The sequence below is a fragment of the Tuberibacillus sp. Marseille-P3662 genome (genome assembly GCF_900178005.1).
In the GTDB taxonomy this organism is placed as follows: Bacteria; Bacillota; Bacilli; order Bacillales; family Sporolactobacillaceae; genus Marseille-P3662.
Genome location: NZ_FXBS01000002.1, coordinates 162,974 through 175,446, shown reverse-complemented (window position 1 = coordinate 175,446; position 12,473 = coordinate 162,974). Strand labels below are relative to the sequence as shown.

The window sequence follows — 12,473 nt, the reverse complement described above, 5'->3', positions numbered from 1 at the left end:
ATACCAATGGCAATTAAGAAATTTAAACCTACATCGAACGGTCGACGTCATATGACCGCATCCGATTATAGTGAAATCACAACGGATCAGCCTGAGAAATCTTTGCTTGAGCCACTTTCGAAAAAGGCTGGGCGGAATAATACAGGTCGTATGACGGTTCGTCATAAAGGCGGCGGTCACAAACGTAAATACCGTATTATTGATTTCAAACGCAATAAAGATGGTATACCAGGTCGCGTTGCTACGATTGAATACGATCCGAATCGCTCTTCGAATATTGCGCTAATCAATTACGCTGATGGTGAGAAACGATACATTCTTGCACCAAAGGGTCTTGAAGTTGGTCACCAGATTATGGCTGGACCTGATGCTGACATTAAAGTCGGTAATGCTCTACCATTGAAAAACATTCCGGTAGGTACAGTGGTTCATAATGTAGAATTACGTCCTGGCAAAGGTGCGCAATTAGTTCGTTCAGCTGGATCAGAATCCCAGATTCTTGGTAAAGAAGGTAAATATGTTCTTGTTCGCCTCACTTCAGGAGAGGTTCGCATGATTCTTGAAACATGTCGTGCAACAATCGGTCAAGTTGGTAACCTAGAACATGAACTAATTAATGTGGGTAAAGCTGGCCGCAGTCGTTGGCAAGGCAAACGTCCGACTGTTCGTGGCTCTGTTATGAACCCAACAGATCACCCACACGGGGGCGGTGAAGGTCGTGCGCCGATTGGTATGCCATCACCAGTTACACCATGGGGCAAACCAACTTTGGGTCTTAAAACACGGAAACGCAACAATCCTTCTAACAAATATATAGTACGTCGTCGTGGCAAGAAGAAGAAAAAATAACTCTGGCTAGAATCTAAAGTATATGGAAGGAGGTTGACCTATGGGTCGCAGCCTTAAAAAGGGACCTTTTGCGGATGACCATTTGATGAAAAAAATCGAAACACAAAATGAGAACAGTGAAAAGCGTGTTATTAAAACATGGTCGAGACGTTCTACGGTTTTTCCTGAATTTATCGGTCACACAATTGCGGTGTATGATGGCCGTAAGCATGTACCCGTATTTATTACTGAAGACATGGTCGGGCATAAACTAGGTGAATTTGCTCCGACTAGAACCTATCGTGGACACGCCAAAGACGATAGGAAAACAAGACGTTAATGAGAGGAGGAACGTTCATGGAAGCTAAAGCAGTCGCAAAGCAAGTGCGCATTGCTCCTCGTAAAGCTCGTTTAGTTGTCGATTTGATACGCGACAAAGAAGTCGGCGAAGCTCTTGCGATTTTAAAGAATACGCCAAAGGCCATAACTCCAGACGTGGAAAAAGTGCTGAAATCAGCTATCGCTAACGCTGAGCACAACTATGAAATGGAGCCAAATGACCTTTATATTAATAAAGCATATGTAGATGAAGGTGCTACTTTAAAACGATTCCGTCCACGGGCAATGGGACGTGCAGGTCGTATTAATAAACGCACAAGTCACATTACAATTTTCGTAACCGAGAAGAAGGAGGGATAAGATTTGGGTCAAAAAGTTAATCCGATAGGTCTTCGAATTGGAGTTATTCGTGATTGGGAATCCAAGTGGTATGCAGACAAAAATTATGCTGACTACTTGCATGAAGACATTAAGATTCGTGAATATATTGATAACCGTTTGAAGGAAGCAGCTGTATCTGCTGTTGAGATTGAACGTGCAGCTAACCGCTTAAATATTACCATCAAAACGGCTAAGCCAGGTATGGTCATTGGTAAAGGCGGCTCAGAAGTAGAAGCATTACGTCAATCACTCAACGCATTAACTGGCAAAAAAGTACACGTAAATATTTATGAAATAAAACAACCTGATCTTGATGCACAACTTGTTGCTCAAAATATTGCCCGTCAATTGGAAAATCGTGTTTCATGGCGCCGTGCTCAGAAACAGTCGATTACTCGCTCAATGAGAGTCGGTGCTCAAGGTGTTCGTACGATGGTTTCTGGTCGTCTTGGTGGGGCAGATATTGCTCGTGCAGAAGATTACAGTGAAGGTACAGTGCCACTTCATACACTTCGCGCTGATATTGATTATGGTGCGGCAGAAGCCGATACAACTTACGGTAAACTCGGTGTAAAAGTATGGATCTATCGTGGCGAAGTCCTTCCGACGAAAGGATCGAATAACGAGGAAGGAGGCAATTAATTATGTTGATGCCAAAGCGCACTAAGTATCGTAGACATCACCGTGGCCGTATGAAGGGCCGTGCTAAAGGTGGTACCGAAGTTTCATTTGGTGAATATGGTTTGCAAGCAACGTCGTCCCAATGGATTACGAGTCGCCAAATTGAAGCAGCACGTATTGCGATGACTCGTTATATGAAACGTGGCGGTAAAGTATGGATTAAAATATTTCCACAAAAGCCTTATACAGCTAAACCTTTGGAAGTTCGTATGGGTTCCGGTAAAGGTGCTCCAGAAGGCTGGGTTGCTGTTGTTAAGCCTGGTAAAATCATGTTTGAAGTTGGTGGTGTGTCTGAAGAAGTTGCGCGTGAAGCGCTCCGTTTAGCATCCCACAAGCTGCCAGTTCAAACGAAGTTTGTAAAACGAGAAGAAGTGGGTGGTGAAGCAAATGAAAGCTAATGAAGCTCGTAATATGACCACCGCTGAAGTTGAACAAAAGATTAAGACCTTAAAAGAGGAATTGTTTAATCTGCGTTTCCAATTAGCGACAGGACAATTGGAGAACCCTGCCCGCATCGGCCAAGTGCGTAAGGATATTGCTCGAGCAAAAACAGTTTTGCGTGAACGTGAACTGAAAATCCAAAACGTTTAATGAGAGGAGGCTTTCCGAATGACTGAGGAACGTAACAGTCGTAAAGTCTACGTCGGCCGTGTTATTTCCGACAAAATGGATAAAACCATTACTGTGTTAGTTGAGACTTACACTAAAGATTCGCTTTACGGTAAACGTGTTAAGTATTCTAAGAAATACAAAACACATGATGAAAACAATCAAGCTAAAAACGGTGATGTTGTTAAAATCATGGAAACACGTCCGCTTTCCAAAGATAAACATTTTCGTTTAGTTGAAATTGTTGAAGAAGCAGTTATTATATAAATCTACGTGATGTCAAAATGAAGGGAGGTCACATAGATGATCCAACAGGAAAGTCGTTTAAAAGTGGCTGATAACTCTGGTGCTCGTGAACTCTTGACAGTTAAAGTTCTTGGTGGTTCCGGTCGTAAGACAGCTAATATTGGTGATGTTGTTGTTGGTACGGTAAAAAATGCAACACCCGGCGGCGTTGTTAAGAAAGGCGAAATTGTTAAAGCAGTTATTGTTCGTACAAAAAGCGGGGCTCGTCGTGAGGATGGCTCTTACATTCGCTTTGATGAAAATGCTGCTGTTATCATTCGCGACGACAAAGGGCCACGCGGCACTCGTATTTTTGGACCGGTTGCACGCGAACTTCGTGAAAATGCATTTATGAAAATCGTATCGCTCGCTCCGGAAGTTTTATAATTCAGTTGAAAGTGTAAAGGAGGTGCGCTAACGGCTATGGCTAATAAGTTACACGTAAAAACGGGCGATAAAGTCCAAGTAATTACCGGCAAAGATAAAGGTAAACAAGGCGAGATTTTACAAGCGTATCCCAAACAAGATCGCGTTTTGGTTGAGGGTGTCAATGTTGTGAAAAAGCACGCAAAGCCAACGCAGGCGAATCCGCAAGGCGGAATTATGGATATGGAAGCTCCGATTCATGTTTCCAATGTAATGCCTTTAGATCCGAGTACAAATGAACCGACACGCGTTGGTTATAAGTTTGAGGATGATAAAAAAGTTCGCATTGCTAAAAAATCCGGCGAATCATTGGATAAATAAGCGTTGTACGAAAGGAGGTTGTCCTGAGTGAATCGTCTCAAAGAGAAATATGAAAATGAAATTGTTCCAGCACTCATGGAGAAGTTTAACTACTCTTCTGTTATGGAAGCACCAAAGATTGAAAAAGTGATCGTTAATATGGGCATTGGTGAAGCCGCACAGAATCCTAAATTATTGGATGAAGCCGTCGATGAATTAACTGCACTTTCTGGCCAGAAACCGGTCATCACTCGTGCGAAAAAGTCAATTGCTGGCTTCAAAATTCGTGAAGGCATGCCAATCGGTGCAAAAGTAACCATGCGACAAACACGCATGTATGATTTCTTGGATAAATTGATTGCCGTATCTTTGCCACGTGTTCGTGATTTTCGCGGTATTTCGCAAAAATCATTTGATGGACGTGGGAACTATACATTGGGTATTCGTGAACAATTGATTTTTCCAGAGATTGAGTATGATAAAGTTAATAAAATTCGCGGTATGGACGTTGTTGTAGTAACAACTGCTAATACTGATGAAGAAGCTCGTGAATTGCTCCGTCTAATTGGTATGCCATTTAGAAAATAACCCATCGCAAGGAGGGACACTATGGCACGTAAATCAATGATTGCAAAAGCGCAACAGCCGAAAAAATTCAAAGTACGTGAATATACACGTTGTGAACGTTGTGGTCGGCCACATTCGGTTATTCGTAAATTTAAACTATGTCGCATTTGTTTCCGCGAACTTGCTTATAAAGGTCAAATTCCAGGTGTTAGAAAAGCTAGCTGGTAATTGTATTGTTTAAAAGGGAAGGAGGTTATCTCGCATGGTTATGACTGATCCAATCGCTGATATGTTAACTCGTATCAGAAACGCTAATAATGTACGCCATGAAAGACTAGAAGTTCCCGGTTCTCGTCTGAAACAACAGGTTGCTGAGATTCTAAAACGTGAGGGCTTTATTAAAGACGTCGAATATGTCGAGGACAACAAACAAGGTGTTCTTCGCATTTTTCTAAAATACGGTGCTAATGAACAACGTGTCATTACCGGTTTAAAACGTATTAGTAAGCCTGGTTTAAGAGTTTATGCAAAAGCTGACGAAGTACCGCGCGTTCTTGGCGGCCTTGGCATCGCCGTTGTTTCAACGTCAAGAGGCATTGTTACTGATAAAGAAGCTCGTCAAAACAATATTGGCGGCGAAGTTCTAGCATACGTTTGGTAATTACAGAATGAGAATGGAGGTGTTATGATGTCTCGTGTCGGTTACAGACATATTGAAGTACCTAATGACGTCACCCTTAACATTGACGGTACGGACGTGACAGTTAAGGGACCAAAAGGTGAATTGTCTTTTACCTTCCATCCTGACATGCAAATCATTCAAGAAGAGAATATTGTCAGAGTTGAACGTCCAAGCGACGCAAAGAAATACCGTATGTTGCATGGTACAACCACAAGTATCATTAATAATATGGTTGATGGTGTCACTAAAGGGTTTGAAAAACATCTTGAACTTCAGGGTGTTGGTTACCGCGCAGTAAAACAAGGTGAGAAGTTAGTTTTAAATGTTGGCTATTCTCATCCAGTTGAATTTGAGCCTGAAGAAGGCATTGATATAGACGTTGAAAAGAATACAAAAGTCATCGTAAAAGGTGTCAGCAAGGAACGCGTTGGTGCTGTCGCTGCTAACATTCGTGCTGTACGTCCGCCTGAGCCATATAAAGGTAAAGGGATTCGTTATGGTAATGAACGCGTACGCCAAAAAGAAGGTAAATCTGGTAAGTAATAAAAGTTAGCAGAAGGGAGTGACCCAGATGATTACTAAGGCAAGCAAAAATGATGTACGGAAAAAACGCCATCAGCATGTCCGTAACCGGATTTACGGAACAGCGGAGCGTCCTCGTTTGAACGTTTATCGTTCGAATAAACACATTTATGCTCAGTTAATCAATGATGATGAAGGTGCTACAGTTGTCGCATCTTCAACCATGGATAATGAACTCGGCCTTGATAAGGGCGGCGACGTTGAAGCTGCTAAGCAAGTTGGAAGCAGTCTTGCAGCCCGTGCCTTAGAAAAAGGTTATGAAACAGTAATTTTTGACCGTGGCGGTTATCTCTATCATGGTCGCATTAAGGCGTTAGCTGACGCAGCTCGTGAAGCTGGATTACAATTTTAAGAGAAGGAGGGAAATGCTTTTATGGCTAATCGTGATCAAAAGAAAAGCTCTGATATCGAAGAACGCGTTGTGGCGATTAACCGTGTTGCCAAAGTTGTTAAGGGTGGTCGTCGTTTTCGCTTTGCAGCTATTGTTGTTGTCGGTGACAAACAAGGTAATGTTGGCTTTGGCACAGGGAAGGCCCAAGAAGTTCCTGAAGCCATTAAAAAGGCTGTTGAGGACGGTAAAAAGAACATGTTTAATGTACCGATCGTTGGTACTTCAATACCGCACCAAATTCATGGCCGGTATGGTGCAGGAAATGTCCTTCTAAAACCTGCTACTGAAGGTACTGGCGTCATTGCTGGTGGTCCTGTTCGTGCAGTACTAGAACTTGCCGGTATTGGCGATATATTATCTAAATCTCATGGGTCGAACAACCCGATTAATATGGTTCGTGCAACTCTTGAGGGACTTAGAAATCTCAAACGGGCTGAAGATGTCGCTAAACTACGTGGCAAATCCGTTGAAGAATTGTTAGGATAAGGAGGGACTATTGATGGCCAAAAAATTGGAAATTACCCTCACCCGAAGTCTAATTGGACGCCCTCATGACCAACGTGTTACAGTTAACACGCTGGGATTGAAGAAGACCAATCAAACTGTTGTTCAAGAAGAAAATTCAGCCATTCGTGGCATGATTAATAAAGTATCGCATCTAGTGAAAGTCAACGAAATTAATTAATATTAAACGATTGACCTGAGGAGGTGTCAATATGAAACTCCATGAACTTAAAAGCCCTGAAGGTTCCCGTTCCACTCGTAAACGTGTTGGCCGTGGTTATAGCAGCGGTTTAGGTAATACGTCTGGTCGCGGTGAAATGGGTCAAAAGGCGCGTTCTGGCGGTAATGTTCGCCCTGGTTTTGAAGGGGGTCAAATGCCTCTAATCAAGCGTTTGCCTAAGCGTGGGTTTAAAAACCCTAATCGGAAAGATTATTCTATTGTTAATCTTGAAACGTTGAATAAATTTTCAGATGGAACTGAAGTTACACCAGATGTTCTTCTTGACAATAAAGTTATAAGCAACTTGAACAATGGCGTTAAGATCCTTGGTAAGGGGCAATTGAACAGTCAATTAACGGTTAAAGCTAATAAGTTTTCCAATTCGGCAAAAGAAGCCATTGAAGCTGCTGGTGGAAGTATTGAGGTGATTTAATGTTCCGTACCATCTCCAATATTGTGCGTGTCGCTGACATTCGTCGAAAAGTTTTATTCACTTTATTAATGCTTGTTATATTCCGTGTCGGGACATTTATTCCTGCGCCAAACGTTAACAGTGATGTTATTACGTTTAATAATAACGATGTGTTTGGCTTTTTAAATACGTTTGGCGGCGGGGCCTTACAGAACTTTTCGGTATTAGCGATGGGGATCATGCCCTATATTACTGCATCCATTATTGTTCAGCTTTTGCAGATGGATGTTGTACCAAAGTTTACTGAATGGTCCAAGCAAGGCGAGATGGGGCGAAAGAAACTTGCCCAAGTCACCCGATATGGAACGGTTGGTTTAGGGTTTATTCAAGCCATTGGTCTTTCCTTTGGCTTTAATCAAAAATTTCCGGGTCTGGTTGAAAATCCAGGTATTACAACTTACTTGTTAATTGCATTAATATTAACCGCAGGCACGGCTTTTCTCATGTGGTTGGGTGAACAAATCACAGCTCATGGTGTTGGCAACGGTATTTCTGTCCTGATCTTTTCAGGGATTGTCGCTGGAATACCGAATTCGGCTAATCAGTTATATGTTCAGCGTTTTGAGGATGCCGATAATATTTTTTTACAAATCGTTACGATCCTTGTTATTTTGCTTGTTGCTCTTCTGATCGTTATCGGAACCATTTTTGTACAGCAAGGTTTGCGTAAAATTCCAATTCAATACGCCAAACGGACATCAGGTAATAAGTCATATGGTGGCGAGTCGACACACTTACCTATTAAAGTTAATGCTGCCGGGGTTATCCCCGTCATCTTTGCCATTTCTTTAATTATTACACCGCCAACGATAGCGAGATTTTTTCCCAATAATGGTTTTACAGACTGGATTGAGACGACATTTGATTATACTCATTTCACTGGGATGATTATATACGCGGCGCTTATTATCGCCTTTACTTATTTTTACACATTTGTACAGGTCAATCCTGAACAAATGGCGGATAATCTTAAAAAGCAAGGCGGTTATATACCGGGTATTCGTCCGGGGAAAAAAACGGAGACTTACATTACTCGTATTCTGTATCGATTAACTTTAGCAGGGTCGCTTTTTCTAGCAATTGTTGCTGTCATGCCAATGGTTTTTGTTGATATTGCCCATTTGCCACAAAGCGTCCGCATTGGTGGAACCAGTCTGCTTATTGTTGTCGGTGTTGCTTTGGATATAATGAAACGGATTGAAAGTCAGCTAGTCAAACGGCATTATCGAGGATTTATGAGACGTTAAAAATAACGTTTGGAGGGGTTTTTATGAACCTCATTCTTATGGGGCTGCCCGGTGCCGGTAAGGGTACTCAAGCCGAACGCATTGTTCAGGAATACGGCCTACCGCATATCTCCACGGGTGATATGTTTCGCGCCGCTATTAAAGAAGGAACTGAATTAGGAAATGAAGCTGGGTCCTATATGGATGCTGGTCAGTTAGTTCCGGATGAAGTGACTGTTGGAATTGTAAGAGAACGTCTGGCAAAAGATGACTGCCAAAAGGGTTTTTTGCTCGATGGATTTCCTCGTACAGTTTCACAAGCGGAATCATTAGACCGCCTATTGGCGAATTTGGATCGCAGGCTCGATGCTGTGCTTCATATTAATGTTGATAAGAATCAGTTAATGGAACGTTTGACCGGCCGGCGTATTTGCCGTCAATGTGGTGCCACTTATCATGTCACATTTAATCCACCGCAAGAAGCAGGTGTCTGTGACAAATGTAACGGTGAGTTATATCAACGTGATGACGATCAAGAAGAGACTGTGAAATCACGTTTGGATGTTAACATTGAACAACAAGAACCGCTTTTGAATTTATATGAGGAAAAGGGTATTCTTAAGACTATTGACGGTAATCAGGACATTAACGATGTTTTTGCTTCCGTTGAAAGCATACTTGGGGGTATCAAATAAGTGATCATCCGGAAGACCCCTCGGGAAATTGACATTGTTGAGGTATTGGATGACGATTGGGTTGTCTTGCCCCGTGATGATCAGTTTTCGGCTTACTTTGAGAACACCATAGCCATTGCTGATACGGGCCCCGAATGTAACCAATCTTTAAGTGAAGGTGATGCTTGATTGGTGAATGAATCAGATGATAAGCCTGTACCCGGGCAAATCGTCCGTGTTATAAAGGGAAGAGATGCTGGTAATTACTGTGTTGTAGTACGAGTGCTTGATGGTCGATTTATAGAGGTTGCTGATGGCTATCGAAGGAAGTACGACCGTGCTAAGAAAAAAAATTTAACACACGTTGTGCCGCAACCTTTTATATCAGCTGAAGTGCAGAACAGTTTGAATGAAACCGGAAAGGTGACGAACGGTAAACTGCGCTTTGCCGTATCCAAGTTTATGAATGAAATTGTCAGTGACCTGAGGAAGGGTGAATCAATCGATGGGTAAAGAAGACGTCATTGAAGTTGAAGGCACCGTGGTCGACCCGTTGCCCAACGCAATGTTTAAAGTAGAACTTGAGAATGGTCATACAATATTGGCACATGTTTCAGGTAAGATTCGGATGCACTATATTCGTATTTTGCCAGGCGATAAGGTCACGGTTGAACTTTCACCTTATGACTTGTCGCGTGGACGCATTACTTATCGTCATAAGTAATGCTCGGACTCTTGTAAGGAGGTACTCAAAATGAAGGTCAGATCATCCGTCAAACCAATTTGTGAAAAATGTAAAGTTATTCGCCGTAAAGGCTCAGTTATGGTCATTTGTGAAAATCCAAAACACAAACAACGTCAAGGTTAATAGGAGGTGTATTGAATGGCACGTGTTGCAGGTATTGATATTCCTCGTGAGAAAAGAATTGTTATTTCTTTAACATATCTTTACGGTGTCGGTAAAACCACCGCGCAAGAAATTTTATCAAAAGCGAATGTATCTGAAGATACAAGAGTTCGTGACTTAACTGAAGACGAACTGAACAGCATTCGTGAAGTCGTTGACCAATATAAGGTTGAGGGTGACTTGCGCCGCGAGATTCGTTTGAATATCAAGCGTCTAACAGAGATCGGTTCTTACAGAGGCATTAGACATCGCCGCGGATTGCCGCTTCGTGGGCAAAAGACGAAGAACAATTCACGTACAAGAAAAGGTCCGCGTCGGACCGTTGCTAATAAGAGAAAATAATGATTGATAAAGGAGGTTATTCCTTATGGTTAAACGTCAAGATAAGCGCAGTCGCAAACGTCGCGTGAAAAAGAATGTTGAAAGTGGCATTGCCCACATTCGTTCAACTTTTAACAACACTATTGTGACCATCACTGATTCCCATGGCGGTGCTATTTCTTGGGCAAGTGCCGGAGCGCTAGGTTTCAGAGGGTCACGTAAGTCAACACCGTTTGCCGCTCAAACGGCTGCTGAAACGGCAGCGAAAGCCGCTATGGAACATGGTATGAAAGGCATTGAAGTGTCTGTTAAAGGCCCTGGTGCCGGCCGTGAAGCTGCCATTCGTGCTTTGCAAGCCGTTGGTCTAGAAGTAACGGCTATTCGTGACGTAACGCCGGTACCCCATAATGGTTGCCGTCCGCCGAAACGTCGCCGTGTATAAATTTTATGTATAATGTGAAATCAATCTGTCAATAATGGCTTTTATGTGAAGCTTGGACGTACACGTTTTAAATTCGAGCTAAGGGAACTGTATGCCATGGAAATCTTGGTTAGATAGGGTCTGGTCTAGCCGGGATTTCGACGTTTTGAAGGAGGGTTTTGTTGGATGATTGAAATCGAAAAGCCAAAGATCGAAACGATAGAGGTCTCGGACGACGGCAAATATGGCAAATTTGTTGTTGAACCGTTGGAACGCGGGTACGGTACGACTTTGGGTAACTCACTTCGCCGTATTTTGTTGTCATCCCTCCCAGGTGCGGCTGTTACGAGTGTGCAATTTGACAATGTGTTACATGAATTCACATCTGTTGAAGGTGTTGTAGAGGACGTGACGAACATTGTCCTCAATATTAAAAGTCTAGCGATGAAAATCTACTCTGATGATGATAAAACCTTGGAGATTGATGTCCAACGTGAAGGCAAAGTCACAGCAGCGGATATTATTCACGACAGTGACGTAGATATTTTGAATCCGGACTTAGAAATTGCAACACTATCTGGTAACGCACGGTTTCATGCTAAAATGACCGCCAAAAAAGGTCGCGGTTATGTACCTGCGGAAGGTAATAATGAGGAAGATTTGGCAATCGGCGTAATACCAATTGACTCCATATATACACCTGTTTCTAAAGTCAATTATCAAGTAGAAAACACCCGTGTCGGCCAAGTCACCAACTATGACAAACTAACCCTCGATGTTTGGACCGATGGCAGTATTCGTCCGGAAGAAGCCGTATCTTTGGGTGCAAAGATCATGAACGAACACCTTAATATTTTTATAGGGTTAACTGATCAGGCACAAAAGGCTGAAATCATGGTCGAAAAAGAGGAAGACCAGAAAGAAAAAGTTTTGGAAATGACTATTGAAGAACTTGATCTATCTGTCCGTTCTTATAATTGCTTGAAACGTGCCGGTATCAATACGGTTCAAGAATTAGCTCAGAAATCGGAAGAAGATATGATGAAAGTTCGTAATCTTGGACGCAAATCCTTGGAAGAGGTTCAAGAGAAATTGGCTGAGTTGGGACTTGGCCTAAGACCAGAAGAATAGTTGCAATCAAGACGACCGACGAAGGAGGGAGATCGACTATGGCATATGTAAAATTAGGCCGTACATCAGCTGCTCGTAAGGCACTTTTTCGTGACTTGGCAACTGATTTAATTATTAATGAACGTATTGAGACAACTCATGACAAAGCCAAAGCGCTTCGTTCTTTTGCCGATAAATTAGTTACTTTAGGGAAACGTGGCGATTTGCATGCACGTCGTCAGGCGGCTACATTGATTCGTAATGAAATCGCCGATGAAGAGACTGGCCAAAAGGTCCTTCAAAAACTTTTTGGTGATATTTCCGGCCGCTATGAAAATCGTCAAGGTGGTTACACACGCGTGCTTAAACTTGGACCGCGTCGTGGCGATAGTGCTGAAATGGCCATTATTGAATTTGTATAATTGTGATCAAAGGGCGGCTTCTTTTTTGCGCCCTTTTTTTACTTAAGAGAAAGAATTTGAGGCATTCATCCTTTGTGACGGTGAATGCCATGTTTTCGTTATCGTTGGTAACATTAGAAATTTGG

27 protein-coding genes are annotated in these 12,473 nt (G+C 42.4%); all 27 read left to right on the top strand.

The window, feature by feature from the left end; translation table 11 throughout:
- The first annotated feature begins 6 nt into the window (after positions 1-6).
- The 27 genes from rplB (at position 7) to rplQ (ending at position 12,348) form a co-directional block, all read left to right on the top strand.
- Positions 7-849, top strand: coding sequence for a 50S ribosomal protein L2 (gene rplB / locus B9Y89_RS01160; RefSeq protein WP_085520779.1), 843 nt, complete (start codon positions 7-9; stop codon positions 847-849).
- 40 nt (positions 850-889) lie between these two features.
- Positions 890-1,168: a 30S ribosomal protein S19 gene (gene rpsS, locus B9Y89_RS01155; protein WP_085520777.1), complete on the top strand. Its 279-nt coding sequence runs from the start codon at positions 890-892 to the stop codon at positions 1,166-1,168.
- 17 nt (positions 1,169-1,185) lie between these two features.
- Positions 1,186-1,527: a 50S ribosomal protein L22 gene (rplV, locus tag B9Y89_RS01150; RefSeq protein WP_085520775.1), complete on the top strand. Its 342-nt coding sequence runs from the start codon at positions 1,186-1,188 to the stop codon at positions 1,525-1,527.
- A 3-nt stretch (positions 1,528-1,530) separates the two neighbouring features.
- Positions 1,531-2,190: a 30S ribosomal protein S3 gene (rpsC, locus tag B9Y89_RS01145; RefSeq protein WP_085520773.1), complete on the top strand. Its 660-nt coding sequence runs from the start codon at positions 1,531-1,533 to the stop codon at positions 2,188-2,190.
- A 2-nt stretch (positions 2,191-2,192) separates the two neighbouring features.
- The gene (gene rplP / locus B9Y89_RS01140) at positions 2,193-2,627 is read left to right on the top strand and encodes a 50S ribosomal protein L16 (protein WP_085520771.1); all 435 of its coding nucleotides are present in this window, start codon (positions 2,193-2,195) and stop codon (positions 2,625-2,627) included.
- Positions 2,617-2,820, top strand: a complete 204-nt coding sequence (gene rpmC, locus B9Y89_RS01135) for a 50S ribosomal protein L29 (RefSeq protein ID WP_085520769.1) — start codon at positions 2,617-2,619, stop codon at positions 2,818-2,820. The genes rplP and rpmC overlap by 11 nt, the downstream gene beginning before the upstream one ends.
- An 18-nt stretch (positions 2,821-2,838) precedes the next feature.
- Positions 2,839-3,105 (top strand): 30S ribosomal protein S17, encoded by a 267-nt coding sequence (gene rpsQ, locus B9Y89_RS01130; protein ID WP_085520767.1) that lies wholly within the window; start codon positions 2,839-2,841, stop codon positions 3,103-3,105.
- 36 nt (positions 3,106-3,141) lie between these two features.
- Positions 3,142-3,510 carry a 50S ribosomal protein L14 gene (gene rplN, locus B9Y89_RS01125; RefSeq protein WP_085520765.1) on the top strand — a complete coding sequence of 123 codons (369 nt, stop codon included), beginning with the start codon at positions 3,142-3,144 and terminating at the stop codon, positions 3,508-3,510.
- A 36-nt stretch (positions 3,511-3,546) separates the two neighbouring features.
- The gene (gene rplX / locus B9Y89_RS01120) at positions 3,547-3,870 is read left to right on the top strand and encodes a 50S ribosomal protein L24 (RefSeq protein ID WP_085520763.1); all 324 of its coding nucleotides are present in this window, start codon (positions 3,547-3,549) and stop codon (positions 3,868-3,870) included.
- Positions 3,871-3,897: 27 nt separating this feature from the next.
- The gene (rplE, locus tag B9Y89_RS01115) at positions 3,898-4,437 is read left to right on the top strand and encodes a 50S ribosomal protein L5 (RefSeq protein WP_085520761.1); all 540 of its coding nucleotides are present in this window, start codon (positions 3,898-3,900) and stop codon (positions 4,435-4,437) included.
- 21 nt (positions 4,438-4,458) lie between these two features.
- Complete coding sequence (locus tag B9Y89_RS01110) at positions 4,459-4,644, top strand: type Z 30S ribosomal protein S14 (RefSeq protein ID WP_085520759.1); 186 nt, start codon at positions 4,459-4,461, stop codon at positions 4,642-4,644.
- Between the two features lie 34 nt (positions 4,645-4,678).
- The gene (rpsH, locus tag B9Y89_RS01105) at positions 4,679-5,077 is read left to right on the top strand and encodes a 30S ribosomal protein S8 (protein ID WP_085520758.1); all 399 of its coding nucleotides are present in this window, start codon (positions 4,679-4,681) and stop codon (positions 5,075-5,077) included.
- A gap of 27 nt (positions 5,078-5,104) precedes the next feature.
- Positions 5,105-5,641: a 50S ribosomal protein L6 gene (rplF, locus tag B9Y89_RS01100; protein ID WP_085520756.1), complete on the top strand. Its 537-nt coding sequence runs from the start codon at positions 5,105-5,107 to the stop codon at positions 5,639-5,641.
- Between the two features lie 28 nt (positions 5,642-5,669).
- A complete protein-coding gene (rplR, locus tag B9Y89_RS01095) occupies positions 5,670-6,032 on the top strand; it encodes a 50S ribosomal protein L18 (RefSeq protein ID WP_085520754.1) in 363 nt (120 codons plus the stop codon).
- Between the two features lie 21 nt (positions 6,033-6,053).
- Positions 6,054-6,557, top strand: a complete 504-nt coding sequence (gene rpsE / locus B9Y89_RS01090; RefSeq protein WP_085520752.1) for a 30S ribosomal protein S5 — start codon at positions 6,054-6,056, stop codon at positions 6,555-6,557.
- Positions 6,558-6,570: 13 nt separating this feature from the next.
- Positions 6,571-6,756 carry a 50S ribosomal protein L30 gene (rpmD, locus tag B9Y89_RS01085; protein WP_085520750.1) on the top strand — a complete coding sequence of 62 codons (186 nt, stop codon included), beginning with the start codon at positions 6,571-6,573 and terminating at the stop codon, positions 6,754-6,756.
- A gap of 31 nt (positions 6,757-6,787) precedes the next feature.
- Complete coding sequence (gene rplO / locus B9Y89_RS01080; protein WP_085520748.1) at positions 6,788-7,228, top strand: 50S ribosomal protein L15; 441 nt, start codon at positions 6,788-6,790, stop codon at positions 7,226-7,228.
- The gene (gene secY / locus B9Y89_RS01075) at positions 7,228-8,514 is read left to right on the top strand and encodes a preprotein translocase subunit SecY (RefSeq protein WP_085520746.1); all 1,287 of its coding nucleotides are present in this window, start codon (positions 7,228-7,230) and stop codon (positions 8,512-8,514) included. Before rplO ends, secY begins: the two co-directional genes overlap by 1 nt.
- Before the next feature lie 23 nt (positions 8,515-8,537).
- Entirely contained in the window at positions 8,538-9,188 is a 651-nt protein-coding gene (locus B9Y89_RS01070) for an adenylate kinase (protein ID WP_085520745.1), read from the top strand.
- Positions 9,189-9,356, top strand: coding sequence for a hypothetical protein (locus B9Y89_RS18880; RefSeq protein WP_176222055.1), 168 nt, complete (start codon positions 9,189-9,191; stop codon positions 9,354-9,356).
- Between the two features lie 3 nt (positions 9,357-9,359).
- A complete protein-coding gene (locus B9Y89_RS01065) occupies positions 9,360-9,680 on the top strand; it encodes a KOW domain-containing RNA-binding protein (protein WP_085520861.1) in 321 nt (106 codons plus the stop codon).
- Positions 9,673-9,891 (top strand): translation initiation factor IF-1, encoded by a 219-nt coding sequence (gene infA, locus B9Y89_RS01060; protein WP_085520742.1) that lies wholly within the window; start codon positions 9,673-9,675, stop codon positions 9,889-9,891. Before B9Y89_RS01065 ends, infA begins: the two co-directional genes overlap by 8 nt.
- A 30-nt stretch (positions 9,892-9,921) precedes the next feature.
- The gene (rpmJ, locus tag B9Y89_RS01055; RefSeq protein ID WP_085520740.1) at positions 9,922-10,035 is read left to right on the top strand and encodes a 50S ribosomal protein L36; all 114 of its coding nucleotides are present in this window, start codon (positions 9,922-9,924) and stop codon (positions 10,033-10,035) included.
- 15 nt (positions 10,036-10,050) lie between these two features.
- Positions 10,051-10,416 carry a 30S ribosomal protein S13 gene (gene rpsM / locus B9Y89_RS01050; RefSeq protein WP_085520739.1) on the top strand — a complete coding sequence of 122 codons (366 nt, stop codon included), beginning with the start codon at positions 10,051-10,053 and terminating at the stop codon, positions 10,414-10,416.
- Positions 10,417-10,441: 25 nt separating this feature from the next.
- Complete coding sequence (gene rpsK / locus B9Y89_RS01045; protein WP_085520737.1) at positions 10,442-10,837, top strand: 30S ribosomal protein S11; 396 nt, start codon at positions 10,442-10,444, stop codon at positions 10,835-10,837.
- 165 nt (positions 10,838-11,002) lie between these two features.
- Positions 11,003-11,947, top strand: a complete 945-nt coding sequence (locus tag B9Y89_RS01040; protein ID WP_085520735.1) for a DNA-directed RNA polymerase subunit alpha — start codon at positions 11,003-11,005, stop codon at positions 11,945-11,947.
- A 38-nt stretch (positions 11,948-11,985) separates the two neighbouring features.
- Positions 11,986-12,348, top strand: coding sequence for a 50S ribosomal protein L17 (gene rplQ / locus B9Y89_RS01035; RefSeq protein ID WP_085520734.1), 363 nt, complete (start codon positions 11,986-11,988; stop codon positions 12,346-12,348).
- Positions 12,349-12,473: the final 125 nt, after the last annotated feature.

Bases quoted from the DNA above. Each gene is read 5' to 3' on its own strand.
- rpsS (WP_085520777.1), top strand. From the start codon at position 890: ATGGGTCGCAGCCTTAAAAAGGGACCTTTTGCGGATGACCATTTGATG.
- rpsM (WP_085520739.1), top strand. From the start codon at position 10,051: ATGGCACGTGTTGCAGGTATTGATATTCCTCGTGAGAAAAGAATTGTT.
- rplN (WP_085520765.1), top strand. From the start codon at position 3,142: ATGATCCAACAGGAAAGTCGTTTAAAAGTGGCTGATAACTCTGGTGCT.
- rplP (WP_085520771.1), top strand. From the start codon at position 2,193: ATGTTGATGCCAAAGCGCACTAAGTATCGTAGACATCACCGTGGCCGT.
- rplR (WP_085520754.1), top strand. From the start codon at position 5,670: ATGATTACTAAGGCAAGCAAAAATGATGTACGGAAAAAACGCCATCAG.
- B9Y89_RS01040 (WP_085520735.1), top strand. From the start codon at position 11,003: ATGATTGAAATCGAAAAGCCAAAGATCGAAACGATAGAGGTCTCGGAC.
- rpsH (WP_085520758.1), top strand. From the start codon at position 4,679: ATGGTTATGACTGATCCAATCGCTGATATGTTAACTCGTATCAGAAAC.
- rplF (WP_085520756.1), top strand. From the start codon at position 5,105: ATGTCTCGTGTCGGTTACAGACATATTGAAGTACCTAATGACGTCACC.
- rplV (WP_085520775.1), top strand. From the start codon at position 1,186: ATGGAAGCTAAAGCAGTCGCAAAGCAAGTGCGCATTGCTCCTCGTAAA.
- rpmD (WP_085520750.1), top strand. From the start codon at position 6,571: ATGGCCAAAAAATTGGAAATTACCCTCACCCGAAGTCTAATTGGACGC.
- infA (WP_085520742.1), top strand. From the start codon at position 9,673: ATGGGTAAAGAAGACGTCATTGAAGTTGAAGGCACCGTGGTCGACCCG.
- rpmJ (WP_085520740.1), top strand. From the start codon at position 9,922: ATGAAGGTCAGATCATCCGTCAAACCAATTTGTGAAAAATGTAAAGTT.
- rpsE (WP_085520752.1), top strand. From the start codon at position 6,054: ATGGCTAATCGTGATCAAAAGAAAAGCTCTGATATCGAAGAACGCGTT.
- rplO (WP_085520748.1), top strand. From the start codon at position 6,788: ATGAAACTCCATGAACTTAAAAGCCCTGAAGGTTCCCGTTCCACTCGT.
- rplX (WP_085520763.1), top strand. From the start codon at position 3,547: ATGGCTAATAAGTTACACGTAAAAACGGGCGATAAAGTCCAAGTAATT.
- B9Y89_RS01070 (WP_085520745.1), top strand. From the start codon at position 8,538: ATGAACCTCATTCTTATGGGGCTGCCCGGTGCCGGTAAGGGTACTCAA.
- rplQ (WP_085520734.1), top strand. From the start codon at position 11,986: ATGGCATATGTAAAATTAGGCCGTACATCAGCTGCTCGTAAGGCACTT.
- secY (WP_085520746.1), top strand. From the start codon at position 7,228: ATGTTCCGTACCATCTCCAATATTGTGCGTGTCGCTGACATTCGTCGA.
- rpsQ (WP_085520767.1), top strand. From the start codon at position 2,839: ATGACTGAGGAACGTAACAGTCGTAAAGTCTACGTCGGCCGTGTTATT.
- rplB (WP_085520779.1), top strand. From the start codon at position 7: ATGGCAATTAAGAAATTTAAACCTACATCGAACGGTCGACGTCATATG.
- B9Y89_RS01110 (WP_085520759.1), top strand. From the start codon at position 4,459: ATGGCACGTAAATCAATGATTGCAAAAGCGCAACAGCCGAAAAAATTC.
- rpsK (WP_085520737.1), top strand. From the start codon at position 10,442: ATGGTTAAACGTCAAGATAAGCGCAGTCGCAAACGTCGCGTGAAAAAG.
- rpmC (WP_085520769.1), top strand. From the start codon at position 2,617: ATGAAAGCTAATGAAGCTCGTAATATGACCACCGCTGAAGTTGAACAA.